Raw genomic sequence first — 23,602 nt, 5'->3', positions numbered from 1 at the left:
CATATTAATTTGATATTATTTTTAACTCATTATTTAATATAGAGATTTCTACTTTTTCAGCATTTTCTGAAATAATTTCACCATCTGTATGAATTAATGCAGGTTCTTGTATTAATATTTTTGCATTTGTGAATTTTAATAAAGATGCTTCTTTTACTTCATCTAATTTGTTAAACAAAGCCTTAGGAAGAGAATTTAATATTTTTAATGTAGATACAGAATCAATAATACAAATATCTAATTTGTTATCATTAATTTTAGCATCTGGAGTTAAATAAAAACCTCCACCAGTAGTAAATCCATTGCCAATTGCTACCAATAATTTTTTCCCACAAAGTTTTTTATTATTATCTAATTCAATTTCTACATTAATATCTTTTCTTTTAATTAATGCTAATATAACTGCGTAAAGATAAGAAATTAAACCAGATAAATGCTTTGATTTCTGATTAATCATAGCTACTAAAGCATCGAACCCAATTCCGAGACTATTAATAAATCTATGTGATTTTTTTATCGAGCTTCCATTTTCATAAATAACACTTTGTCCAATATCAAAAGAATAATGTTTAGTACTGTTAAATATTAAATCTAAGTTATGATTTATATCATTATATAAATTAAGATTTCTTGCGAAGTCATTTCCTGTCCCTATCGGGAGCAAGCCTATAGTATTTAATGAAGTAATATCTATCCCATTTATTAATTCATTTAAAGTGCCATCCCCTCCAACTGATATAAGGTGTGTAAAGCTTTTTGATAATTTCCTTACTATTTCACTAATATGGCCAGGAGATTGTGATATTTCTATATGATGATTTATTCTTTTTTTAGCCAAATATTTTTTGATTGTATCAATTACTTTTGCTCCACGCCAGTTACCAGCAGCAGGATTAATAAGAATTAAATAACTTTTTTCACCAATTCTATTCATTTTTCAATTCATTATTGCTTCTACAAAATCTTTAGGAGAGAATGTTTGTAAATCTTCAATCCCCTCGCCTACTCCAATATATTTTATAGGAATATTTTTTTCGGAAGCTATTCGGAAAACAATACCACCTTTAGCAGTTCCATCTAATTTTGTAATTATCAAGCCAGTTATTTTTGAATATTTTTCAAATTCATTAACTTGATATAAAGCATTTTGTCCAGAAGTGCCATCTATAACTAAAAAAATTTCATTTGGTGCGTAAGGTAATAAGTTATTTATCACTCTTTTAATTTTACCAAGTTCTTCCATTAAATTTTTATGTGTGTGCAATCTGCCTGCGGTGTCAATAATAACAATATCAGAAAGATTATTTTGTGCAGCTTTTATAGTATCAAAGGCTACTGCAGAAGGGTCTTTTGTTTCAGAACTAATTATCTCAACTCCCGCTCTTTTAGCCCATATTTCTAATTGTTCATTTGCAGCAGCTCTAAAAGTATCAGCTGAACCAATTGTAACCTTTAGCCCTGAGTTCCTAAAGTTGTATGCTAACTTTCCTATTGTAGTAGTTTTACCTGAACCATTTACACCTATTATTAAAATTACAAATGGCTTATATTTTTCTATTTCATATTGTTCATTATTATTAATGTTAATTAATGACAATAGTTCTGATTTTATAATATCTTTAAGCTTATCAAAATCTCTTTCGGATTCTTTAAGTAATAGGGTTCGAGCTTTTTTTATTATTTTTTCTGTAGTTGAAATTCCAATATCACTTGAAATAAGAATTTCCTCGATTTCTTCTAAAGTTGATTCATCAATAACAGCTTTTCTTGTAATTGTCTCTGTTATTTTATTGAATATGTTATTGCGAGTCTTTGTTAAACCTTCTTTTAGTTTTTTGAAATTTATATTTCCAAATAATTTCATTTTGATACCTGTTTAATAGTTTCATAAGCTCTTAATGAGTAACCTATTACAGATAATATGCTTAAAGCAGTACTTAAATAAAAAAATACTTTATAAAGCCAAAATATTTTATTTACTCCAAGAATTGTTAAGAATAAAAAAATACCTATCGTTAGAACTGTTATCTTTCCAAGCATATTTGAAGGTAGAACTTTCCCAATTTTTTTGCTTACATAAATTCCACCTAGAAAAATAATTAAATCTCTTAAAAAAATTATCCAGAAATAAATAGATACAATTTCATTTTGAAGATAAAGTTGAATAGCAATAATTATAATAAAAAGTTTATCTGCTAATGGGTCGATAATTTTTCCAAATTCAGTAATGCAATTTTTTTTACGTGCAATGTAGCCATCTAAGAAATCACTGATATATGCAATGATAATGATTACTAAAATTAATTTACGATTAATAGGACTTGTGTTTAAGTTTTGAAGAAAATAAAAAGCTGGTATTGATAATAATAACCTGAAAAAACTTAGAGTATTTGGGATGTTAATTATATTTTCAAAAAAATATTTGGGAAATAAGTTCATAGTTAATTATCATATTCTTCTTTTGTCAAACCTAATTCTACTGGAACGGGATAATTTCCTGAAAAACATGCTGTACAAAAATTATCTTTTGAATGGTCTACCATTGCTTCAAGCATTTCATCAATTGTTAAGTATTCAAGGCTATCGACTTCTAAATACTGTCTTATTGCTTCAATATCGCCGTTAAATTTGTTGGCAATTAATTCATTAGCAGATGGGAAATCCATTCCATAGTAGCATGGACTAATAATTGGAGGAGAAGAAATCCTTAGATGTATTTCTTTAGGTTTAGCTTCCCTAAGCAATTTAACTAATTGTTTTGAAGTAGTTCCACGCACAATAGAATCATCTACAATAACTACTGTTTTATCTTCAAGTACACCTTTAACGGTATTAAATTTAATTTTTACTCCAATCTCTCTTGCTTTTTGTCCTGGCAATATAAAAGTTCTTCCAATATAGTGGCTTCTAATTAAACCAATTTCTAATCTTGATGGTATCCCCTGCTTTGCTAATTGAGTTTGATAACCAATTGCTGCAGTATTTGAGCTATCAGGGACACTAATAACAATTACTTTATCTCCGTCTTTATCAATTACAGGATGTTTTTCTGCCAAAACTTTACCGAGTTTCCTTCTTAATTTATCAACACTTGCTCCAAATATTTTACTATCTGGTCTGGAAAAATAAATATACTCAAATATACAGTGTTTGATTTCCCTATTTTCAAAATGAATTTTATACGATTTAATATTTCCATTTATCAAGGTTTCGTTGTCAATTACCACCAATTCATTAGGTTTTACATCACAAATATAATCAGCAGAAATGATATCAAAAGCACAAGTTTCCGAAGCAACAATATAAGAACCATTCAATTTCCCTATTGAAAGAGGACGAAAACCCTGAGGATCACGAGCTGCTATTAATTTATCATCAGTTAATATCACCAGACTATAAGCACCTTCAATTTGCCGAAGTGCTTCGATAATCTGCTCAGTTTGATTTTCTAATTTGCTTCTTGCTATAAGATGGAGTATAACTTCTGTATCACTCGTTGTTTGAAATATTGCCCCATCTCCTACAAGTTTTTCTCTTAATGCTTTAGCATTTGTTAAATTACCATTATGTGCAATTGCAATATTACCTGATTTATAATTTACAACAAATGGTTGAATATTTTTTTTAGAATCAGCTGCTCCTGTTGTAGAATATCTATTGTGTCCTATAGCAGCATTGCCGGTTAATAAATTTTCGAAAATTTCTTGATTATAGACTTCAGATACAAGTCCAAAATTTTTATGGACATTAAAAACTTTCCTTCCCTTTTCATTTATATCTGCTGTTACAATCCCAGTAGCTTCTTGCCCGCGATGTTGTAAAGCATGAAGACCATAATAGGTTTTAATTGCTGCATCATTGCAACCAAAAATACCAAATACACCACAAAAACATTTAGGTTTATCATTCATAATAAAAAAATATTTTTTGTTTTGAAATATAAATTTAATGTGGATTATATAAAAATGAACTAAAAATATATGAAATTAAGATTGAAAGAATTATGAAATTATTTTTTAATCATTTATGAAAATTTATAATTCGTAATTTTATTTGTAGAGAAATTATAAAGCATAATAAATAGATTTATTATGTGTTAATGAAGATTATATAAAGTTAAGAATTTCTTTTTTATTACATAATACGCGATTGAAAAATATAACAAAGTCAACAAAAATATATTTATTATTTCTGGAATTATATGTTCAATTTTAGATCCCATTAACACAATACGATTTAACGACTGCAGATATGGCGTTGTGGGAATTAAATATCCAATCATCTGTGCAATGAGCGGCATCGAAAATTTTGGCCAGGAATATCCTGTGAAAAAGAAAAGTGGATAAGTAGTAAATGAAATCAAAATTAAGGCGTGAACTTTTTTGGTAAAGAAACTTCCGATTATTATCGCAATTGAAGAAATCGAAATCAGCAACAACAATGTCATTACGAGAAAAGCAATATAACTTCCGTTAAAAGGTATTTTGAAAACTGCCAAATGAACAGAAAAAAATAGTAAAGCATAAGAAAGATAAAGGATTAAATAAAATCCGGCTTTACCAATTATTGAATTAACAGAATTAGAAGCTGAAATTGTTTTAAGTTCATTTAATTTCTTTAATTCATTTTCTTTTGCCATTGACTGACCTAAACCCATAAACAATGTCTGCTGGAAAACAAGTACAAGAATTGCCGGAATTAAAAAATCTCCATAAGATTCCGAGGGATTGAATAACAATCTTGTTTCATCTTTCAATGGTGTTGATAATTGTTTTGCCTGATCATTACTAAAACTTTTTGAATTGAGATACTGAATTCGTATCTGTTCACCTTTATTTAAGGCAACTTCATTTATCGCTTTATTCAAATCATTCGAATGAAGAAAACGATGTGTGTTCAGAAAAGTTTTTACAGTTACACTTCTGTTATACTTCAAATCAGAGGCGAAATTCTTAGGAATGAAAATCACACCCTGAACTTCTTCATTTATTAACTTGTCTTTAATCTCATCGGGATTGTTAATGTTGAATTTAACATCTATCAGCGCATTAGCATTCAGGTCTTCAACAAACTCATAAGAATCAAAAGAACGATCTTCATCATAAACTGCAACCGGAACTTCTGTTTCAATTTTATTCATATACATTGTTCCATAGAAAAAAGAATAGAACAATGGTGCTACAATAAGCATTGCAATCAAATCTAAATCAGTAATTATCCAGTCAATTTCTCTTTTAATTATTACGAAGATTGAGTTAATCTTTTTCATCTGATTTTTCTCTTAAAATATTTAATCTGACTTTTATTGAAATCATTGTGATAACAAATGAAATGAATAAGAAAATTGATAATACAATAATTTCTTTCTTGAGGTAAATTATGCCTGTACCCATTTCATAAAGTTTTATGAAGCCGGAAAGGAAATATGTATATGGAATTAACTTGGCAATTATCTGATGAAACTCCGGCATTGCCCAAAGAGGAAATGTTAATCCGCTGTAAATGAAAGCAGGAGTCAGAACAAAAAGTGCAACTTCAGTTGCAAATGATCTTTTGGGAATTAGGGATGATAACATTATTCCAAAGCTGAAGCTTACAACGATAAAGAAGAATAAATAAATTATTAAAATAAACTGCGACGATTTTACATTTATATGAAACAGCGGAAATATAATTCCAACAAGAATTAGAGCATTTGCAAAATGAAAAAGCAAGTGCGGAATTGATTTCCCAACAAGTAACGGGAAAATTTTATTATTCGTTATTGAAAGTTCATTCTGAAATTCACTTTCCGTCAATTTGTGATTGATAATCGGAACAGCTCCCATCATAACAATCATCATCAGAATAAAAGTTGTTAATCCCGGAATCAGATAAGTTATGTAGCTATAGTTTGAATTATATAAAATATTTGATTCAACTTTAATCGGATTGACAAGATTCATTGCTTGTTTTTCAGTCATTCCATTCGATTTAAATTTTTTCAGCAAAATTCCGGCATTAACAGTTTTGAGAATTTTTGTGCCATCATTCAGTATGCTGTTGCTTATAAGCAAATTACTTGCATTGATAAACATTATTACATCTGATTGTTTTCCGGATTTTATTTTATAGCTGAAATCAGCAGGAAAGTAAAACGCACCGTGAATTTCACCTTTGAGAAATTCCTCTTTCATTTCGTCCTGATTATTGCAATAGCTAACTATTTTCATTGATGGCGAAGATTCGATGAACTGAATTATTGTTCTTGATAAATCAGATTTGTCTTCATCTACGATTGCAACAGGAATTTCTCTTATAATTTCATTCTGATAAACTATCGAGTAGCAAAGAAATATTATTAATGGAAATATTGAATAAAGAAAAACGGTTATTCTGCTGTTTCTTATCTGATTTAATTCATTCTTTGCAATATTTAGAATAGCTTTTAACATTTTTTTATTCTTAATTATTTAGTTTCAAAATCAACTCTAAATTTTTTCAGAGAATCTTGTATGAGTTTATTATTGGTTTAGAATTATGTTTACTGTCATTCCAGGTCGAAGTTCTTTTATTCGATCTGTTGGCTTCAATCTGATTTCAAATGTTCTGATATCAAATTCATCTTTTTGATTTGTCGGTCGCCAATTAGCGAAATCACCAATTGGAGAAATGTAGTAGACTTTAAATTTTACTTTCCTGTCAGCAAGTGCTTTAATTTTTCCGAGAAATTCATCACCGATTTTAATTCCGTTCATTTCATCTTCCTTAAGCTGAATTGTAACCCAATAATCATTTGAATCAATAATTGAGAACACAGGATAGCCGCTTGAAATAATTTCGCCCTGATTAACAAGTTTCTTCTGTAATTCACCATCAATTGGACTTTTTATTTCAAGTTCCTGCTGATAAGCCAAAGCTTCCTTGTAACCATTTTCTGCCTGATAGTAAAGACCTTTTGCCATTTCGATTTCTTCATATCGCGCACCCTTAACAACCATTTCATATTTTGACTTTGCAGCACTCATTTGCTCAAAAGCTGCTTTATACTGAAACTCATACACATCTTTTTCCTGAGCAGAAATTAAACTATCGCGATAAAGATTCATCATCCTTTCATAAGTTTTCTGCGCAAGTTCAAACTGATGTTTTGCCTGGAGATATAATTTTTCAGTCGCTTCTTTTTCTTCAGGACGAGCGCCATTCAATGCCATTTGATATTTGAATTTTGCTGCTTCAAGCTGACCTTTTGCCTGTTCAACTTTTGCATTCATCTCTTTGCTTTCGAGTCGCGCAAGTATTTGCCCTTTAGAAACAAAATCGCCTTCTTTTACGAATATTTCTTCAACTCTTCCCGGAATTTTTGAAGCAACATTTACAGTAGTTGTTTCGATTAATCCGGTAACAACTTTTTCTTCGCTTTTGGTGGATTGAACTAAGATAACAATCACAGAGATAAGTGCAAGTATAAATGGTAATACGATAATGTATTTTCTGAATTTCATTTTTAGTTCTCCTTATTTTTCAAAATCGAAATTACTTTTTGTGGATTTCCAACAGTTGTGTATAAGTCAGTAAGATTTGAATAGTAATCAAACAAATATGATTTGGAATCAATCAATGCTTTTTCATAAGCTAGATTTGCATCAACAACTTCAAGCGATGTTCCTAAACCGGTTTCAAATCTTTTTTCGTTTAGTCTAAGATTTTCTGCAGCCAGACTAATAGTTGGATTATTTCTAAGAAAATTTTCCTTCGCATTCAGAATGTCTTTATAATTCTTATTCACAATCAATGAAATTTTATCTTCAATATTTTTCTGAAGAGAGTTCACTTCTTCAATAAGATAATTTGCTGCCTGAAGTTTCGCGTAATCACGCAATCCATTGAATAAGTTTAAGTTCATTGTTAATCCAACAGCCCAGCGAGGTTCAAGAGCTGATAAATATTCAGGATAAAGTTCATACTTACCAAAAGCTGCTATTGTTGGTAAAAACGAACTTCGTTCAACATTATATTTTTGTTCTGCCTGTTGTTTCTTTAATTCAATCAGCTGCAAAATATTATTTTCATTCTTCGCCTGGTTTAGTAATGATTCGATGGAATCATTAAACTCGTTAAATAATAATGAGTCATCAACTGTAATTTGTTCATTCAGATCCATTCCCATTTCATTTTTCAAAGCCAGATAAGCAAGCTCGAGTTTGTTCTTTTCTTCAAAAAGATTTTTTTCAGCATCAGCCAAAGCAACTTCGGCACGAAGTAAATTATGATTTGCAATAATTCCTTGTTTCAGCATTTTATCTGCCCGATCACGATGTTTCTTAACCGATTCGACAACCTGCTCTCTTATTTTAATTACATCATTCAACAACACAACTGCGAGATATTTTTTAATTACTTCTTTTGTTACTTCATCTTTAATTTGTTTTAATTCCTTTTGAGCTGAAGCTTCATCCAGTGAAGCATATTTCTTTGCAGCTAGGAGTTTTCCTCCCATGAAGATTGGCTGTAGTCCCACTAATGTTGCTGTTTTATAATCCTGCTTCTTTAACTCTTTGGTAAACGGCGGAATTAAGGAATTCAAATGATTACTATATTGATTGAATAAAATGCCACGCTGTGCCTCACTTAGTTGAGGATTTCCCTGAAGCAGATTATAAATATTTGCATATTCAACCTGATTCTTTGCCTGAAGCTGAATCATCGCCTGCCGGATAGGTTCTAAATCAATTCCTATTGGATTATTTAGATGAGTGTAAGAATAATTAAAATTTATTTGTGGAAAAAAATTTCCAAGTGCTTCAAGATTCTGATATTCTTTCTGATTTAATTTTGCTTCATACTGCTTAATCTGCGGATTATTCTTTAATGCAAAATCAATTGCATCTTCAAGCTGAATTGATTGGCTGAAGATTAATGTATTAATCAAAATCAGAATAATTATTAATTTTTTCATAAAAGACTCCATAAATGAATAACGGTTCATAAAAATTGCAAAAAATTTTATACTCTTATTCCTTTTTTAACTATGTATTTAATATCCTGACGCACTTTATTAAGTGGATATTCATCCGGACTTAAAGCCCATAGATGAAGAAGGTGTCGAACTCCACCATAAATAAAATTCTTGGTTATCTTTTTATCAAGATTTTTGTTAAACGAATTGTTGTTAACACCGTCATCAAGAATTTTCTCACCAATTTCGAGAAAATTATTATAAAGGATATTAAGTTTATTATCTTTCTCTTGCAGGAAATGCGGCTGTTCTTTAACAAACAGCAGAGCAAGTTTAGAATTTGCTGTAAAAACATCAAAGACAGTGTCAATAAAACCTTCCAGTTTTTCCGTCGAGCTCAAATCATCTCTTTCATTAATTGTTTTAACCAGCGAGATAAGTTTAATCCATAAATCACTGAAAATTTTAACGAGCAGATCTTCTTTACTTTCGAAGTAAAGATAAACACTTCCGGTTGCAACATTTGCAAGCTCAGCAATTTTAGAAATCTTTGCTTCGTGATAACCATCTTTTGCAAAGATTTCAATCGCTGCATTGATTATATCTTGTTCTTTATTTCCTTCTTTTCGTCTCATTAAATTACAAATTAATAATGAATTACTATTCAATAATAAATAATAATAAGTTATTTATCAATTGGAATGATATGAATTTAGTTTATGAGGTTGTGAATATTAATGATAAAAAGAAACAATTAATATTATGGTTTGTTGATTGAATTAAAAATTATTGCGTATTGGAAATAAAAATATCAAAATAAAAATTCAATTTAAGCGTGTAAAAATCGAAATTATTATCTCGGTTATATAAAATTAATAAGCTTAAAATAATTTCATAAATCAAATAATTTGTCGGAACGGCGGGATTTGAACCCGCGACCCCTTGAACCCCATTCAAGTGCGCTACCGGGCTGCGCTACGTTCCGATTATAATGTATTATAAATTTGGATTAAAACTTGTTTGATTTCCTCAAGATCCTTTTTGAGAGATGGTGGTTCTTTTATAGAAGTTGGTTCTTCTATTTTATTTGATGTTTGGTCTGAGCTAAAATTCATTCCTGCTAAAATTTTCTTTGCTCCTTCTATAGTATATTTCTCGTCACGAAGTAATTTCTTTATCTGTAAAATAAGCTTAATATCCTTATTTGTATAAATTCTATTACCTGCCCTATTTTTACTTGGCTTTAATTGTTCAAATTCTGTTTCCCAATATCGAAGTATGTATTGCTCAAGTCCTGTTAATTTGCTTACCTCGCTAATTGAATAATATAACTTTTTAAGGCCAAAGTCCTTCATGCAATTACCTTTTTACTTACTTGAAGTAAAATAAATTAATTATCATTAATTAGCAACATTAACTATTATTTGAAATTATTTTTTGTAAGAGCAATTAACGCATGAACTCCAAGTATATAACTTAAAGATTTAAATCCACTTACATAACCATCACAAACTGAGGCTGTTAGGGAAATTGTTCTAAATTTATCTCTTGATTGAATATTGGATAAATGTACCTCCACCTTTGGTATTTTACAAATTTCGAGTGCATCTCTAATTGCTACACTTGTATGAGAGAATCCTCCTGGATTTATTAAAAGTCCATCATAATTATTTTCAACTTCATTTATAATTTTTACTATCTCACTTTCATTTGAGGATTGAATAAAAGTAAATTCAATATCAGGAAATGTGTTTTTAATATTTTCCTGAATTGAATTTAAATCTGTAACTCCATAAAAATCGGGATTTCTTAGTTTAAGTAAATTTAAATTGGGTCCGTTAATTATTAGAAATTTCATGAGTTCTCACTTAATTCTTCAATAATTTCTCTCATTTTTGGTGTAAGGTAAATATCATCTATTCCAAGTTCTTTAAGTGCAGATGATAATATTAAAACTTTCTTTTGAAGCGGTGAAAGTTTATTAATTACAATAATTTTATTTTCTTTGATTATACAATACCCTCCCTTAAAATCTCCCCTCTCAAAACGAACTTTTGCTCCCATTTGATTTGCAAGCTGTTTTAAATCCTGTAAAATATTTTCAAAATCTTTCTCTTTAATTTTCATTTTACTTTTCTTAATGGTTGAAATATAATTAAAAATAAGACCCCACAATAAGAAAAGATTTCTATTAATGAAAAACTACTTAAAATTGTAATTCTATCCCGAAGCATGTTAATTATAGAATTAGCGTCACTTAAATTATAGAATATACTTTTAGCAATTTCGTAATCCTTTATTAATAAAAATATTTCAAATGGAGCTGTAACAAAAATGATTAGTGTTATTATTAAAAGCCAACCTTCCAATTTTAAATTTACTTTTGAGATGAATAAAAATATTATAAAGAAAATTAAGAAAAAGATATAAGTAATAATATTAAAAACAATTAATGGCAATATTAAATATAAATGACTTTGTAATGTTATTCTATCAAATATTGTTCTTAGTTCAAGATTTTCTGGTTCAAAAAATTGATAAATAGTTAAATGGCGTGCTACATATCCTCCAAACCACAGAATAAAAAACAGTAATGTAAAGTAGAGAAAGACTTTAGATATTTTGGTTAAGTTTTCCATATGCATTATATTTTTAATCAAAAAATAAAAAAAAATTATGATTGTTGCTTCGATTGATATAGGTTCAAATACAGTTTTATTACTTATAGCCCGAATTTTCGATAATAATAATTTTATTGAAACTGTTAAAAATTATTATCGAGCACCGAGAATTTCAAAAGGTTTAATTTTAGGGAGTAGAATTAGTGAAGATAAAATTTTTGAACTGATGAATGTTCTTTCTGAATATAAAATTATTACTGAAAATTATGGATGTGAGAAAATTTTTCTAATTGCTACAAATGCTTTGCGTATTGCTTCTAATGCAAAAGAAATTTCAAATATGATTAAGAAAAAATTTAATTGGGATTTGAAAATTATTGATGGACATGAAGAAGCAAGACTTTCATTTTTGGGAGCCACATATAATTTCACTAACCATGAAAAAGTTGTAATCGATATTGGTGGAGGCAGTACTGAGATAGTTTATGGATCAGAAGAAAAAATTATTTATAAAAATAGCTTTCCTGTTGGAGTTGTATCTTTTACAGAAAAATATTTTAAAAATCATTTACCGAATTTCGACGAAATTGAGAATATTAAAAAAGATTTAAGAAAAATTTTTAATGAACTTACTAATTTTATTCCTTGCAGAACATTTACAATTGCTGTTGCTGGAACTCCCACTACCCTATCCTGCATAAAACAAAATATAAAAGTGTATGATGAGAATTTAGTTGATAATTCTCTAATAACCTTTGAAGATATTAACGAAATAGCTTTAAAACTTTCAAATATGACAGCAGAACAAATCAGAAATCAATTTGGTCAGGTTGTCGAAGGACGTGAAGATGTTTTATTTACAGGAACTTTGATTTTAATGTCATTTATGGAAATATTAGAACTAAATAAAATTACTGTAAGCAATAAAGGTTTAAGATATGGAATTATTATAGATTACATTAAAGAAATTAAACAAAGTAATAAAGAAAAATAAAAGGGCTAATAAATATTAAAATAAAAAGTATAATTCCTGTTATAAACGAATAAATTATATTTTTTGATTGAACATAAGTAGATATAATAAACAAGATTAAGCTCCATAATAAAAAAATAACTTCAATGATAATTAATATGTAACTTTCTGTTGTTTTTATAATAAATGGAGATGGGTTAAAAGTAAACCAGTAATGTCCAAATAAAGCATATTCAACAGGAGTAAGAATTATTAATGCAAATATTATTGGTATTAAGGAGTATGTGTAAATCGAAAAGTTATCTTTAATTCTATTCTTTATATGAAATAAATTATTAATTAAATAAATAAAAAATATTGCTACAGTAAATGTGATGATAAAGAATACACCAGTAAATAAAATTGCATTTAATATATTTTCATTCTGAATGCTTTTTAATTTAATGGCATTATTAATAATGAGAGAATTGATAGCTATTTTGATTGCAGAAAGTATTAATAAAAATATTGTAAAATTTTTATGTTCAGCATAAATAATATTTTTAATAGCTTCAATTGGTGATTCGATGACTTTTCCAATTGTAAACCACAAATCAATATTTGGGATTCTTGTTCTTAGGTAAGCTTTGCAATTCGAACAAATTAATGAATAGAATGGATTTTCACTTCCGCAATTTTTACATACTGTAATATTTTTCAAAATCTTATCCTCAGTGAAAAATTAATATTCTTTTCCAAAGGTGATGGAGATACATCAAAATCAAAAAGATGAGCATCAACATAAGCATCAATTATGTTTAGTAAATAAGCAAGTCCAATAAATACTGCAGTTAAATCGCGTTGGTCTCTATAAAATTCGCGTAAATTTCTGAATCTTAAGTTTCCTTCTGGATTTGATGAAGAAATACTTTGAGAATATAAATCACGATAATTTTTAAATTCATCATTCTGATTTATCCAGTTGTAACTTAAATAACCTAAAGCGCCCCAGATAATTGGAATTTTCCAGTATGATTCATTATAAAATTGTCCTAATCCTGGAAGTATTGCACTTCTTATAACAGCACCAACTGGAGATTTTTTCATTACGAATTTATTTGTATCTATTTGAGAAGTAACATTTTTAATAGTATCTGCTTGAGCAAAATTAATAGATACTGAAGTTGTCAAAATTAGAAAAATATTAATGAATATTCGCATTGATAATTTCAAAAAGTTCTAATAATCTTTCCAATTCATCTTGAGAATAAAATTCAATAACAATTTGTCCAGCACCAGAATTATTGATTTTACAATGAACTTTTGTTCCAAGAATACTTTGCAACTTTTCTTCAAGGTTTCTTTGAGATGCATTAGCTAAGTCAACACGAAGACTTAAGGATTTCTTTTTATTCTGCCCATTTCTTGATTCTAAATATTTTCTTACTAGTTCTTCAACTTTTCTAACGGAGAGACTTTTCTTAATAATTTTTTCATGAATTTCCAGTTGAACTGCTTCGCTTGGCAAATTAATTAATGCTCTTGCATGTCCAGTTGTAATTTTATTTTCAATCAAGCTTTTTTGAATTGGTTCAGGAAGCTTAAGCAATCGAATAAAATTTGTAATTGTAGTACGATCTTTACCTACTCTTTTAGCAATTTCTTCCTGTGATAAATTACATTCATCCATTAATCTTTTATATGCATTTGCAACTTCAATAGGATTTAATTTTTCTCTTTGAATATTTTCAATCAAAGACAAAGCGAGCATAGCTTCTTTAGTATCAACCTTGATGATATAAGCAGGAATTTCTTTAATTCCAATTTCTTTGCAAGCCCTGAGTCTTCTTTCTCCTGATATCAATTCATATTTTTCTTTGTCAACCCTTCGAACAGTTATAGGTTGAATTAAACCATTTTCAAGAATTGATTTTTTCAATTCTTCAAGTGCTTCAGGTTCAAATACAGTTCGAGGTTGATAAGGATTTGGACTAATTTGATTAACTGGAATTTTTGTAAGGATGTCGAAAGATTTTCCGTCGTCTTTAGGTAATTCTTTACTTGAAATTGCAACAGGAGCATCAATTTTATCTTTTAATTGTGGATTAATTAATGCATCCAATCCTCTTCCCAGAGCTGATTTCATTTTTCTCCTTCCCTCTCTTTTCGAATTTGTAAATTATTTCTTTCTAAAATTTCGGAAGCAAGAGAAATATAGTTTTGCGCTCCGACAGAACTTGCATCATATAAAATTACTGGTTTCGCATAGCTCGGCGATTCGGATAAACGAACATTACGATGAATTATTGTATTATACACTTTTGTGCCAAAGTATTTTCTAACTTCCTCAACAACTTGTAGCGATAGACGCAATCTCTTATCGAACATTGTAAGGAGAACACCTTCAATTGTCAAATTCTCATTAAAGTTTTTTCTAACAATATTGATTGTGTTAAGAAGTTGTCCCAAACCTTCCAGAGCAAAATATTCACATTGAACAGGAATTAATACCGAATCAGCACATACAAGTGCATTCAGAGTAAGTAAACCAAGTGAAGGTGGACAATCTATAAATATAAAATCGTATTTATCATCAATTGATGCAACAGCATTTTTAAGTAAAAATTCTCTTCCTTCTAGTGAGACTAATTCTACTTCTGCACCAACTAAGTTAATTGTAGATGGAAGAATATCCAGAAATGGCATATAAGTATTTAAGATGCTCTCTTCAATTTTATTAATACCTACAAGAACTTCATAAATAGTTTTTTCAGGTTTGTTAGTGCCAATTCCTGAAGTAGAATTCGCCTGAGGGTCAATGTCAATTAAAAGAGTTTTAAATTCAGCAGCTGCAATAGACGCAGAAAGATTAATTGCAGTGGTGGTTTTTCCAACCCCACCTTTTTGATTTGCTATAACAATTTTTTTAGCCATAATTTATTTGAATTAGAGTTCTATTTCTTGACCATATTCAAGCACAATACATTTCTTTCCCATTTGTTCAACTTGATTTTTAAACTCGTAAGGGTCTGCTTTTATTACAGGGAAAGTATTATAGTGCATTGGTATTGCTATTTTGGGATTAGCCAATTCAACAGCTTTTAGTGCATCAGTAATGCCCATTGTAAAATTATCTCCAATTGGAAGAAGCATATAATCTAATGGTGTCATTTCGCCGATTAATTTCATGTCATAAAATAAACCTGTATCTCCTGTATGATAAACATTTATGCCATCAATAGAAAGAATTACTCCAGAAGGTTCTCCGGCATAATAATTATCAGGTGTCATAGAGCCATGATGAGCAATTGTAAATTTCACTCTGCCAAATTCAAAATTATATGAACCCCCAATATGCATATTATGAGCATTAAAACCTTTACTGATGCAATAATTAGCTAATTCATTAACACAAATGAACATTGAATTACATCTCTTTGCAATTTTGAAAGCATCGCCAAGATGGTCTCCATGTCCATGAGTCAGGATTATATAATCTGCAGATACTTCATCAGATTTAACTGGTGAAGTTGGATTGCCATCAAAAAATGGGTCAACTAAAATTTTTTTTCCGCTGTTAGAAGTAAACTGAAAAGCAGAGTGTGAAAAATATTTTAATTTCATGTCACTCTCCTTTTATTTTGTTTAAAAATTATTCATCAAATATAAATTAATTGTTTGAATTTTTTTCAGTACGTTTTGTTTTACGAGAACTTAGATTTTTCAATAAATAATTTTTCAATGATTCTTTTGATAAACCTCTTATTAAATTACCATTCTCTGCAATTGAAATACTTGCGGATTCTTCAGATACAATTACACATATTACATCAGCTTGCTCAGAAATCCCTAATCCCGCTCGGTGTCTCATGCCTAAAGGTATTCCATCTATTTGTGTAACACTTGAAAGTGGTAAAGTACACCTTGCAGCTTCAATAATTCCATTATTAATTATTACAGCTCCATCATGCAAAGGTGAACGTGGATAAAATATTGAACGAAGAAGATTTTTTGTTACTCGTGAATTAATTATTTCTCCAGTTTCAACAATACCTCTGATTCCTACAGATTTTACTATTACAATTAAAGCACCATGTTGATGCTGTGCTAATTCAAAAGCTGTATCAGCAATAATCTCAGCAATATTATGCTGGTCTGTTTTGATAAAAAATCGTAAAAGTGGACTTCTCCCAACAAGAACCAGTAATCTTCTAATTTCTGGCTGAAATAAAATAATAAAAGCAATTACCCAGATATCAGAAATTAATTTCAATAACCAGCCGGTTGCTTTAAAATTTGCTACCTGAGCAATAAATGATAAAAATAAAACTATTAACAAGCCATAAAAAATTTGAGCAGCAATAGTTCCTTTAATGGTGCTGTATAATTTATAAAATATGAAAGATACTAATGCAATATCCAAAACATCAGTAAAATTTATTGTAATAAATCCAATTTTTATGATTTCAAACATTTTGTAGTAATTCTGGTTTTTCTATGAATAAATTTATAAGCGAAGCGTATTTTGTTTTTTTGACATTATGGGTCCTGATAAATCTTGCCCCATTTTTTATTGCAATAGTTTCTGCAACTAAAGTGGCGTCTTCTCTTTCATCGATTGTTAAATTTAGTGCTTTCCCCAAAAAGGATTTTCTTGAAACACCTATATAAATTGGGAATCCTAAACCTTTGAACTCGTTCAATCTTTTTATTAATTCATAATTATCCATTACTCTTTTTCCAAATCCAATTCCTGGATCAATAAATATATTTTTCAAATTATATTTTTGTACTTCCAATGTTTTTTCTATGAAAAAATCATATAACTCAGAAACTACATCTTCATAGTAAGGATTATTTTGCATTGTTTCAGGACTTCCTTTCATATGCATAAGAACATATGAAGCATTATATTTTTTTGCTATATCTAAGATTCTATAATCAAAACTGAACGAGCTTATGTCGTTTACTATTTTTACACCTAAAGATAAAGCAATCTCAGCTACTCTACTTTTTGTTGTGTCAATTGATAAAATAGCATCCGGTTTTAATTTCAAAATTTCTTCGGCAACCGGAATTACTCTTCGTATTTCTTCTTCTTCTTCAATAGGTTTAGCTCCTGGACGGCTTGATTCACCGCCGATATCAATTATTTCTGCTCCCTCTTCAATAAGTTTTAGTGCATGTTCAACAGCAGCATTTTTCTCAAAAAATTTTCCACCATCTGAAAATGAATCAGGTGTGACATTTAATATGCCTACTATGTGTGCTTTGTCCATATCAAATATTTTATTACCAATTTGTATGGACTTATTATCATAATCAATAATGTTTTGAATAACTTTATTAACCTTAAAACCAATATCTTCATTTCCAATTGCAATTATTTCTTTTGCTAATTCTTTAAAAACCGAGAATGTTCCTAATGCTAATAAATCAATGGATTGGTTTTTATTATCAACAAGGTAGCAAATTTCTTTATTGGCTAAAATTATTTTTTTTATTCTTTGACCTAATTTGGTATCAAGATTACGAATTTCTAATCCATATAAATCTTTTTCATACAATTCACGATAGATATTGTATTTTATGCTATATCTTTTAAATACTTCGGGATAATTAATATTAATAAGTTGAATAATCAGATTGTTAGTCAAAGTGTTTATCCCTGATTGTTAGTTGTTGTTATTAATTAGATTTTTAAACTCTGTAGTTGCAGCAGTTTTATTATCGTTTCCAAATATTGACCAACCAACAACAAATATATTACACCCTGCATTTGAAACATCTTTAATATTGTCTTTTGTTAAACCTCCATCTACTTCAATCAAGAAATTGTAACCCATCTCTTCTCTTATTTTAGAGAGTTCTTTGATTTTACGCAGACTGCTGTGAATAAATTTTTGTCCACCAAAACCCGGATTAACAGACATAATGAGAACTAAATCAACAAATTCTAAAATTTCATTTAAGAAATGAATAGGTGTAGCTGGATTAATTGAAACTCCTGCTTTAACACCTTTACTTTTTATGTAATCTACAGTTCGATGTAAATGAACCACTGCTTCTTGATGAACAGTTAAATAATTTACTCCAGCTTCAATAAAACTATCAATTAAGTTTTCAGGATTTTCTACCATTAGATGAGCATCAATAGGTAAATTGGTAATATTTCGAATTGACGAAATGACCATAGGTCCAAATGTTAAATTTGGGACGAATCTTCCGTCCATTATATCACAGTGAATTAAATCTGCTCCGCCGATTTCAACTAATCTTATTTGCTGTGATAAATTTGAGAAATCAGCTGAAAGTATTGATGGTGCTAATAATTTTTTTGTAACCATATGAACTCACTTATTAAGTGTAATTACTACATTGATACTATCACCAGCATTAACAAGAGTATTTTCACTGGGCTGCTGGTCAACAATTGTATTTGGCAAAAGAGATTTTGAATATATATAAGTTTTTAATCCAATAGTTAAAGAATAATTTCGCAATATTTTTTCTGCTTCTATTAGTGATTTACCAATTAAATTTGGAACTTTAATTTTTCCTAATTGAGGCCCTATGCTTACTTTTAATCTAACTTTGGTACCAACAGGCAAATCTTTTCCTTCAGGATATTGTTGTTCAGCTATTGTATTTGGAGAAAAATCTGAAGTTATCTGTTCTAATGAATCTATCGTCAAGCCAAGTTTTTGAAGTATTATTTGAGCATCCCTCACGGACTTATTAATCAAATATGGCATTTTAACTGTTTGTAATCCCCCACTAATTGTTAAATATATTTTTCGATTTTCTTTCACATAAGTATTTGGTAGTGGTTTCTGAAATATAACATAATCTTTATCATATTTTTCATCGTAGCGTGAAGTATTAATAATTGGATTCAGATTTAATTCTCTTAGAATTCTTATTGCTTCATCTTTGTGTTTACCAATGACATTTGGAACTTTTAATTCGTTGCTGCTTACATAATAAGGAAGTACTATCGAATCTATAATGATAATTGTAACAATAAAAGATATTCCATATATAGCAACTTTAGTTAAAAATTTTTTTGAAATGATACTCATAGTAATTCTTTGATTTTGTAATTGTAAAAATAATAAACTTTATTATGAATATTTTTGCATTAAAAAAAATTTTAGTTAGTTTAATTATAAAATAATAAAGGTTCTACATGAAATCTGTTGTAATGATTTATGAAGATACTGGATTTAAAAATTTATTACCATTAACATTTTTAAGACCCGTTTATGAACTAAAATGTGGAATATTAACATTAAAACAAAAACTTGAACTATTTTTTCTGGACAGCAAAATAATTTTTCATTGCCGGCCATACTTAGAAAATACAATTAAAGAAAAATATCAAAAGTCATTAGTTAATGATTTTAAAGGGAACTCTATTCTTTTTGTTAATGGTCGTTTGTTAATAAATAAAGAAGTAGCAGACAAAATAAAAAATCTAAAAGAAGGAATTATTTTATCAAACGACAACCAGATTGTTGCTGTTAAAATTAAGGGCAATAATTTTAATTATGTGAAATTTAATGATGACGGCTCTTTATCTTTTGATATTAATAATTTATCAAAAGAAAATACAAATGCAAAATTAATTAATTATCTCTGGGATTTAGTTAATTATAATTGTGAAGAAATCGTAAATGATTATAAATTAATTATAAAAAATTATAGAGAAAAAAAATCAAAAGTAAATTATAAATCAGTAGAAACAATTAACAAAAAAAACATAGTAATTTGCAAAGGAACTAAAATAGAACCTTTTGTTTTATTGGATGCTTCTGAAGGACCAATTTTTATTGATGAAAATGTTCATATTATGTCACATACAACAATAAAAGGTCCTGCTTTTATTGGGAAAAATTCTTTAATAAAAGCTCATACATCGATATATCATAATACTACAATAGGTGAAGTATGCAAGATTGGCGGGGAAATAGAAAATTCAATATTTCATTCTTTCTCAAATAAGCAACATGAAGGTTTTATTGGCCATTCTTATATTGGTAGCTGGGTAAATCTTGGTGCTGGCACCACAAATAGTGACCTTAAAAATGATTATGGGATTGTAGATGTTTTTGTTAATAATGAAAAAATTAAAACAGGTAATAGATTTATTGGATTATTTATGGGTGATTATTCAAAAACAGCAATTGGAACTGTATTTAATACTGGAACTGTAGTTGGCATATCATGCAATATATTTGGTCATGGATTTCCGCCCAAATATATACCATCATTTACATGGGGCGGAGTTAATAATTTTGATGAATATAAAATTGACAAAGCTATTGAAGTAGCTAAAATTGTTGCATCAAGAAGAAATGTGTATTTGACAGAAAATGACATTAATTTATTGAAAAAAATTTTTGAATTAACTGAGAGTGAAAGAAAATTTTGATTTATGTATAAAAATTACTTATACCTGTTAAGGAGTATATATGAATTAAGAGATTTGCTTCTTAATCAGAAAGTTTATGATATATACACTCAAGAAAAAGATAAATTATTTATAAATATCCTACTAAAAAATTATGATAATTTTCACCTTATAATTTCTGTTAATCCACAATACCCGTTTTTAATGATAAAACATGAGCATCACAAGGCTAAAAAGAATGTATTAAGTTTTTTCGAAGAATACTTACCTGCTGAAATAAAAAAAATTGAGATTGCATTTGGTGATAGAATCATTAAATTTTCTTTATCCACCTGTTCACTTTTCTTTTGTATTAGAGGCCATATGACAAATGTTTATTTAATTGATAATGAAAAAAAAATTATGAGTTTTAAAAAAATAAATGAAGAAAATAAAAGCCAAATTTATGACGAATTAATTTCTAATTACTTTATAGAAACACACAAAGAACTATATAAAGACTTTACCAATAAATCTGATGAAGAAATTTTGAATTCTTATAAGTTTATCGATAAATCAATAACCTCTCAGCTCAATATTCGTAAGGATATAAAATTAATAGATATTTTGGAAGAGATATTTAATGATGATATTAGAATATCTATTTCTCAAAATGAAGGTAAAGTTAGATTTGAGCCATCTAAATTCTATCTCCCTGAAAATTATACTATATTAAGCTATCATAAAAAATATTTTGAAGCAGTTGGTGAATATTTTGTTCAAACAAATAAATTAAAAAAACGAAAATTAATTTATTCTGAAATAAAGAAATATTTAGATAATGAACTGGAAAAAGTTTCGAATAAAATAAACAATTTGAAAGTATTACTTGAAAACGAATCGAAAGAAAATTACTATGTAAAAATTGGCAATCTATTATTAATAAATATAAATAAATTAAAAAAAGGGATGAAGGTAGTAGAATTAATTGATGAAGAAAATAAAATAATTGAAATACCGCTTGATGAAAAATTATCTCCTCATCAAAATATTGATGAATATTTTACTAAAGCAAGAGCAGAAAAAATACAATATGAAAAATCAAGAATTTTGTACAATGAGCTAATTAATCGTTATGAACATTTAAAAAAAGTAAAATTAATGCTGGAAAATAATTTAACAGATGATGAATTAATAAATATTAAAGCTGAATTGAAGATTAAAAATATTCTTTCGAAAAAAAATGACGATAACTCAAAACCAAATTTCAGACATTTTATAATTGATAAAAAATATCATGTCTATGTTGGTAAAGATAGCCATAATAATGATGAACTTACCTTGAAATTTGCGAAGCAAAATGATTACTGGTTCCATGCAAGAGCTGTTAAAGGGTCTCATGCAATTTTAAGAATTGAGAATAGCAAAGAATCCATACCAAAGAAAATAATAGAAAAAGTTGCCTCAATTGCAGCATATTACAGTAAAGCAAAAACATCAAAATTAGCTCCAGTAAGTTATACATTAAAAAAGTATGTAGTTAAAAGAAAAGGGATGGAACCTGGTCAGGTTGCATTATTGAAAGAAGAAGTCATTCTTGTAAAACCAGAAATTCCTAAAGATGCTGAATTAATTCCTGAATAATAATATGATTGACAAAAACATTAAAAGTATTTTGATTATTAAACTAAGAGGAATTGGCGATGTTGTTTTATCAACAATTGTGCTTGATAATCTTAAACAATATTTCCCTGATGCACAAATTGATTATTTAACAGACTTATCTTCAAAACCAGTTGTTGATGGACTTCCTCAAGTAAATTCAGTAATTACCTTCCCAAAAGATTCTTTTTTAGAAAGAATAAAACTTATTTATAAAATATTTCGTAAGAAATATGATTTAGTTCTAGACTATTTCTCTAATCCATCTACAGCATTGATTACATATTTAAGCAAAGCAAAATTTAGAGTTGGGTTTCCCTACCGTGGAAGGAAATATGCATATAATTTGTTCGGTCCATCTGAGCGTGGGAAATATCATTCAGCAATTTTACACCTAAAAACATTAGAAAACATTGGTATAGATACACCATATAAAAATCTTTATTTTTACATTTCAGATGATGATATAAAATTTGCCGAGACTTTTTTTAATTCCCAAAATCTTACCAATAAATTTGTTGTGGGTATATCTCCCTCTGGCGGATGGAAGTCTAAAAAGTGTGACCCTGAAAAATTTGCTGAAATAGCAGTTTCGCTTAAAAATAAATATAAATGTGAAATATTGATTTTATGGGGTCCAGGTGATTTTAATGATGCTTTGTTAATAAATGAATTAGTCCCAGACTCAATAATTGCTCCCGAAAGTAATATTAACCAATTGGGAGCATTAATTAAAAAGTGTGATGTTCTTATTGCGAATGACAGCGGACCAATGCATATTTCTACTGCAATTGGCACCCCTGTTATAAGTTTACATGGTCCAACTAATCCTTATCATCAAGGTCCTTTTGGGGATAAACATGAATTTATTATTTTAGATCATCTTGATTGTATTATGTGCAATTTGCTAAACTGTCCTAAAAACCATGAATGTTTTACAAATTTAAATGCAGAAATAGTATTAAATAAATTTGATATTATATTAAATAAAAATAGGATATCAAAATAATTTGAAGCGTTTTGAAATATATATTAGG

Annotated in this window: 26 protein-coding genes and 1 tRNA gene; 4 read left to right on the top strand and 23 right to left on the bottom strand. The window is 28.4% G+C overall.

Annotated features, from left to right (window positions below):
- Positions 1-4 precede the first annotated feature (4 nt).
- The 14 genes from VJY32_RS00985 to VJY32_RS00920 form a co-directional block, all read right to left on the bottom strand.
- Entirely contained in the window at positions 5-934 is a 930-nt protein-coding gene (locus VJY32_RS00985) for a diacylglycerol/lipid kinase family protein (protein ID WP_353676006.1), read from the bottom strand.
- A gap of 3 nt (positions 935-937) precedes the next feature.
- Positions 938-1,864 carry a signal recognition particle-docking protein FtsY gene (gene ftsY, locus VJY32_RS00980; RefSeq protein WP_353676005.1) on the bottom strand — a complete coding sequence of 309 codons (927 nt, stop codon included), beginning with the start codon at positions 1,862-1,864 and terminating at the stop codon, positions 938-940.
- Positions 1,861-2,439, bottom strand: coding sequence for a CDP-alcohol phosphatidyltransferase family protein (locus VJY32_RS00975; RefSeq protein WP_353676004.1), 579 nt, complete (start codon positions 2,437-2,439; stop codon positions 1,861-1,863). The genes ftsY and VJY32_RS00975 overlap by 4 nt, the downstream gene beginning before the upstream one ends.
- Positions 2,440-2,441: 2 nt before the next feature.
- On the bottom strand, positions 2,442-3,911 hold the full coding sequence (gene purF, locus VJY32_RS00970) for an amidophosphoribosyltransferase (protein WP_353676003.1): 1,470 nt from the start codon (positions 3,909-3,911) through the stop codon (positions 2,442-2,444).
- A 185-nt stretch (positions 3,912-4,096) separates the two neighbouring features.
- Positions 4,097-5,269, bottom strand: a complete 1,173-nt coding sequence (locus VJY32_RS00965) for an ABC transporter permease (RefSeq protein ID WP_353676002.1) — start codon at positions 5,267-5,269, stop codon at positions 4,097-4,099.
- Positions 5,256-6,434, bottom strand: coding sequence for an ABC transporter permease (locus VJY32_RS00960; protein ID WP_353676001.1), 1,179 nt, complete (start codon positions 6,432-6,434; stop codon positions 5,256-5,258). Before VJY32_RS00960 ends, VJY32_RS00965 begins: the two co-directional genes overlap by 14 nt.
- A gap of 69 nt (positions 6,435-6,503) precedes the next feature.
- Positions 6,504-7,484 carry an HlyD family secretion protein gene (locus tag VJY32_RS00955; RefSeq protein ID WP_353676000.1) on the bottom strand — a complete coding sequence of 327 codons (981 nt, stop codon included), beginning with the start codon at positions 7,482-7,484 and terminating at the stop codon, positions 6,504-6,506.
- A 2-nt stretch (positions 7,485-7,486) separates the two neighbouring features.
- Entirely contained in the window at positions 7,487-8,938 is a 1,452-nt protein-coding gene (locus tag VJY32_RS00950) for a TolC family protein (protein WP_353675999.1), read from the bottom strand.
- Positions 8,939-8,985: 47 nt separating this feature from the next.
- Entirely contained in the window at positions 8,986-9,573 is a 588-nt protein-coding gene (locus VJY32_RS00945) for a TetR/AcrR family transcriptional regulator (protein WP_353675998.1), read from the bottom strand.
- A 276-nt stretch (positions 9,574-9,849) separates the two neighbouring features.
- Positions 9,850-9,923: transfer RNA gene (locus VJY32_RS00940), tRNA-Pro, on the bottom strand.
- A gap of 1 nt (position 9,924) precedes the next feature.
- Positions 9,925-10,293, bottom strand: a complete 369-nt coding sequence (locus tag VJY32_RS00935; RefSeq protein WP_353675997.1) for a MerR family transcriptional regulator — start codon at positions 10,291-10,293, stop codon at positions 9,925-9,927.
- A gap of 65 nt (positions 10,294-10,358) precedes the next feature.
- Positions 10,359-10,796 carry a type II 3-dehydroquinate dehydratase gene (locus VJY32_RS00930; protein ID WP_353675996.1) on the bottom strand — a complete coding sequence of 146 codons (438 nt, stop codon included), beginning with the start codon at positions 10,794-10,796 and terminating at the stop codon, positions 10,359-10,361.
- The gene (locus VJY32_RS00925) at positions 10,793-11,065 is read right to left on the bottom strand and encodes a hypothetical protein (protein ID WP_353675995.1); all 273 of its coding nucleotides are present in this window, start codon (positions 11,063-11,065) and stop codon (positions 10,793-10,795) included. The genes VJY32_RS00930 and VJY32_RS00925 overlap by 4 nt, the downstream gene beginning before the upstream one ends.
- Positions 11,062-11,577, bottom strand: coding sequence for a hypothetical protein (locus tag VJY32_RS00920; protein WP_353675994.1), 516 nt, complete (start codon positions 11,575-11,577; stop codon positions 11,062-11,064). Before VJY32_RS00920 ends, VJY32_RS00925 begins: the two co-directional genes overlap by 4 nt.
- Before the next feature lie 37 nt (positions 11,578-11,614).
- Here VJY32_RS00920 and VJY32_RS00915 point away from each other — a divergent pair, with 37 nt between their 5' ends.
- The gene (locus tag VJY32_RS00915) at positions 11,615-12,553 is read left to right on the top strand and encodes a Ppx/GppA phosphatase family protein (RefSeq protein ID WP_353675993.1); all 939 of its coding nucleotides are present in this window, start codon (positions 11,615-11,617) and stop codon (positions 12,551-12,553) included.
- Here VJY32_RS00915 and VJY32_RS00910 read toward each other — a convergent pair.
- The 9 genes from VJY32_RS00910 to VJY32_RS00870 are packed head-to-tail and all read right to left on the bottom strand — an operon-like array spanning position 12,528 to position 19,593.
- Positions 12,528-13,232, bottom strand: a complete 705-nt coding sequence (locus tag VJY32_RS00910; RefSeq protein WP_353675992.1) for a hypothetical protein — start codon at positions 13,230-13,232, stop codon at positions 12,528-12,530. The two genes, VJY32_RS00915 and VJY32_RS00910, sit on opposite strands and share 26 nt — an antisense overlap.
- The gene (locus tag VJY32_RS00905; RefSeq protein WP_353675991.1) at positions 13,229-13,732 is read right to left on the bottom strand and encodes a DUF5683 domain-containing protein; all 504 of its coding nucleotides are present in this window, start codon (positions 13,730-13,732) and stop codon (positions 13,229-13,231) included. Before VJY32_RS00905 ends, VJY32_RS00910 begins: the two co-directional genes overlap by 4 nt.
- A complete protein-coding gene (locus tag VJY32_RS00900) occupies positions 13,716-14,657 on the bottom strand; it encodes a ParB/RepB/Spo0J family partition protein (protein ID WP_353675990.1) in 942 nt (313 codons plus the stop codon). Before VJY32_RS00900 ends, VJY32_RS00905 begins: the two co-directional genes overlap by 17 nt.
- A complete protein-coding gene (locus VJY32_RS00895; protein WP_353675989.1) occupies positions 14,654-15,445 on the bottom strand; it encodes a ParA family protein in 792 nt (263 codons plus the stop codon). The genes VJY32_RS00900 and VJY32_RS00895 overlap by 4 nt, the downstream gene beginning before the upstream one ends.
- Positions 15,446-15,457: 12 nt before the next feature.
- Complete coding sequence (locus tag VJY32_RS00890) at positions 15,458-16,135, bottom strand: metal-dependent hydrolase (RefSeq protein ID WP_353675988.1); 678 nt, start codon at positions 16,133-16,135, stop codon at positions 15,458-15,460.
- Positions 16,136-16,181: 46 nt separating this feature from the next.
- Positions 16,182-16,985: a diadenylate cyclase CdaA gene (cdaA, locus tag VJY32_RS00885; protein ID WP_353675987.1), complete on the bottom strand. Its 804-nt coding sequence runs from the start codon at positions 16,983-16,985 to the stop codon at positions 16,182-16,184.
- Entirely contained in the window at positions 16,978-18,168 is a 1,191-nt protein-coding gene (folP, locus tag VJY32_RS00880; RefSeq protein ID WP_353675986.1) for a dihydropteroate synthase, read from the bottom strand. The genes cdaA and folP overlap by 8 nt, the downstream gene beginning before the upstream one ends.
- A gap of 18 nt (positions 18,169-18,186) precedes the next feature.
- Positions 18,187-18,858: a ribulose-phosphate 3-epimerase gene (gene rpe, locus VJY32_RS00875; protein ID WP_353675985.1), complete on the bottom strand. Its 672-nt coding sequence runs from the start codon at positions 18,856-18,858 to the stop codon at positions 18,187-18,189.
- 6 nt (positions 18,859-18,864) lie between these two features.
- Positions 18,865-19,593 carry a PASTA domain-containing protein gene (locus tag VJY32_RS00870; protein ID WP_353675984.1) on the bottom strand — a complete coding sequence of 243 codons (729 nt, stop codon included), beginning with the start codon at positions 19,591-19,593 and terminating at the stop codon, positions 18,865-18,867.
- A 107-nt stretch (positions 19,594-19,700) separates the two neighbouring features.
- Here VJY32_RS00870 and VJY32_RS00865 point away from each other — a divergent pair, with 107 nt between their 5' ends.
- Genes VJY32_RS00865 through VJY32_RS00855 form a run of 3 tightly spaced genes read left to right on the top strand, consistent with a single transcriptional unit; the run spans position 19,701 to position 23,574 of the window.
- A complete protein-coding gene (locus VJY32_RS00865; protein WP_353675983.1) occupies positions 19,701-20,945 on the top strand; it encodes a GlmU family protein in 1,245 nt (414 codons plus the stop codon).
- A gap of 3 nt (positions 20,946-20,948) precedes the next feature.
- Entirely contained in the window at positions 20,949-22,547 is a 1,599-nt protein-coding gene (locus VJY32_RS00860) for an NFACT RNA binding domain-containing protein (protein ID WP_353675982.1), read from the top strand.
- A gap of 4 nt (positions 22,548-22,551) precedes the next feature.
- Positions 22,552-23,574, top strand: coding sequence for a glycosyltransferase family 9 protein (locus VJY32_RS00855; RefSeq protein ID WP_353675981.1), 1,023 nt, complete (start codon positions 22,552-22,554; stop codon positions 23,572-23,574).
- Positions 23,575-23,602 lie beyond the last annotated feature (28 nt).

The sequence above is a fragment of the Rosettibacter primus genome, assembly GCF_036860675.1.
Taxonomy (GTDB): Bacteria; Bacteroidota; Ignavibacteria; order Ignavibacteriales; family Melioribacteraceae; genus Rosettibacter; species Rosettibacter primus.
Note: the sequence above shows the minus strand (reverse complement) of the source record. Positions and strands in the feature narration are given on the sequence as shown.

Coding starts and splice junctions, on each gene's coding strand:
- VJY32_RS00955 (WP_353676000.1), bottom strand. CDS start 7,484: ATGAAATTCAGAAAATACATTATCGTATTACCATTTATACTTGCACTT.
- VJY32_RS00945 (WP_353675998.1), bottom strand. CDS start 9,573: ATGAGACGAAAAGAAGGAAATAAAGAACAAGATATAATCAATGCAGCG.
- VJY32_RS00890 (WP_353675988.1), bottom strand. CDS start 16,135: ATGAAATTAAAATATTTTTCACACTCTGCTTTTCAGTTTACTTCTAAC.
- VJY32_RS00975 (WP_353676004.1), bottom strand. CDS start 2,439: ATGAACTTATTTCCCAAATATTTTTTTGAAAATATAATTAACATCCCA.
- VJY32_RS00865 (WP_353675983.1), top strand. CDS start 19,701: ATGAAATCTGTTGTAATGATTTATGAAGATACTGGATTTAAAAATTTA.
- cdaA (WP_353675987.1), bottom strand. CDS start 16,985: ATGTTTGAAATCATAAAAATTGGATTTATTACAATAAATTTTACTGAT.
- VJY32_RS00935 (WP_353675997.1), bottom strand. CDS start 10,293: ATGAAGGACTTTGGCCTTAAAAAGTTATATTATTCAATTAGCGAGGTA.
- VJY32_RS00925 (WP_353675995.1), bottom strand. CDS start 11,065: ATGAAAATTAAAGAGAAAGATTTTGAAAATATTTTACAGGATTTAAAA.
- VJY32_RS00920 (WP_353675994.1), bottom strand. CDS start 11,577: ATGGAAAACTTAACCAAAATATCTAAAGTCTTTCTCTACTTTACATTA.
- VJY32_RS00950 (WP_353675999.1), bottom strand. CDS start 8,938: ATGAAAAAATTAATAATTATTCTGATTTTGATTAATACATTAATCTTC.
- VJY32_RS00855 (WP_353675981.1), top strand. CDS start 22,552: ATGATTGACAAAAACATTAAAAGTATTTTGATTATTAAACTAAGAGGA.
- purF (WP_353676003.1), bottom strand. CDS start 3,911: ATGAATGATAAACCTAAATGTTTTTGTGGTGTATTTGGTATTTTTGGT.
- rpe (WP_353675985.1), bottom strand. CDS start 18,858: ATGGTTACAAAAAAATTATTAGCACCATCAATACTTTCAGCTGATTTC.
- VJY32_RS00930 (WP_353675996.1), bottom strand. CDS start 10,796: ATGAAATTTCTAATAATTAACGGACCCAATTTAAATTTACTTAAACTA.
- VJY32_RS00960 (WP_353676001.1), bottom strand. CDS start 6,434: ATGTTAAAAGCTATTCTAAATATTGCAAAGAATGAATTAAATCAGATA.
- VJY32_RS00905 (WP_353675991.1), bottom strand. CDS start 13,732: ATGCGAATATTCATTAATATTTTTCTAATTTTGACAACTTCAGTATCT.
- VJY32_RS00965 (WP_353676002.1), bottom strand. CDS start 5,269: ATGAAAAAGATTAACTCAATCTTCGTAATAATTAAAAGAGAAATTGAC.
- VJY32_RS00915 (WP_353675993.1), top strand. CDS start 11,615: ATGATTGTTGCTTCGATTGATATAGGTTCAAATACAGTTTTATTACTT.
- VJY32_RS00860 (WP_353675982.1), top strand. CDS start 20,949: ATGTATAAAAATTACTTATACCTGTTAAGGAGTATATATGAATTAAGA.
- VJY32_RS00985 (WP_353676006.1), bottom strand. CDS start 934: ATGAATAGAATTGGTGAAAAAAGTTATTTAATTCTTATTAATCCTGCT.
- ftsY (WP_353676005.1), bottom strand. CDS start 1,864: ATGAAATTATTTGGAAATATAAATTTCAAAAAACTAAAAGAAGGTTTA.
- VJY32_RS00895 (WP_353675989.1), bottom strand. CDS start 15,445: ATGGCTAAAAAAATTGTTATAGCAAATCAAAAAGGTGGGGTTGGAAAA.
- VJY32_RS00870 (WP_353675984.1), bottom strand. CDS start 19,593: ATGAGTATCATTTCAAAAAAATTTTTAACTAAAGTTGCTATATATGGA.
- VJY32_RS00900 (WP_353675990.1), bottom strand. CDS start 14,657: ATGAAATCAGCTCTGGGAAGAGGATTGGATGCATTAATTAATCCACAA.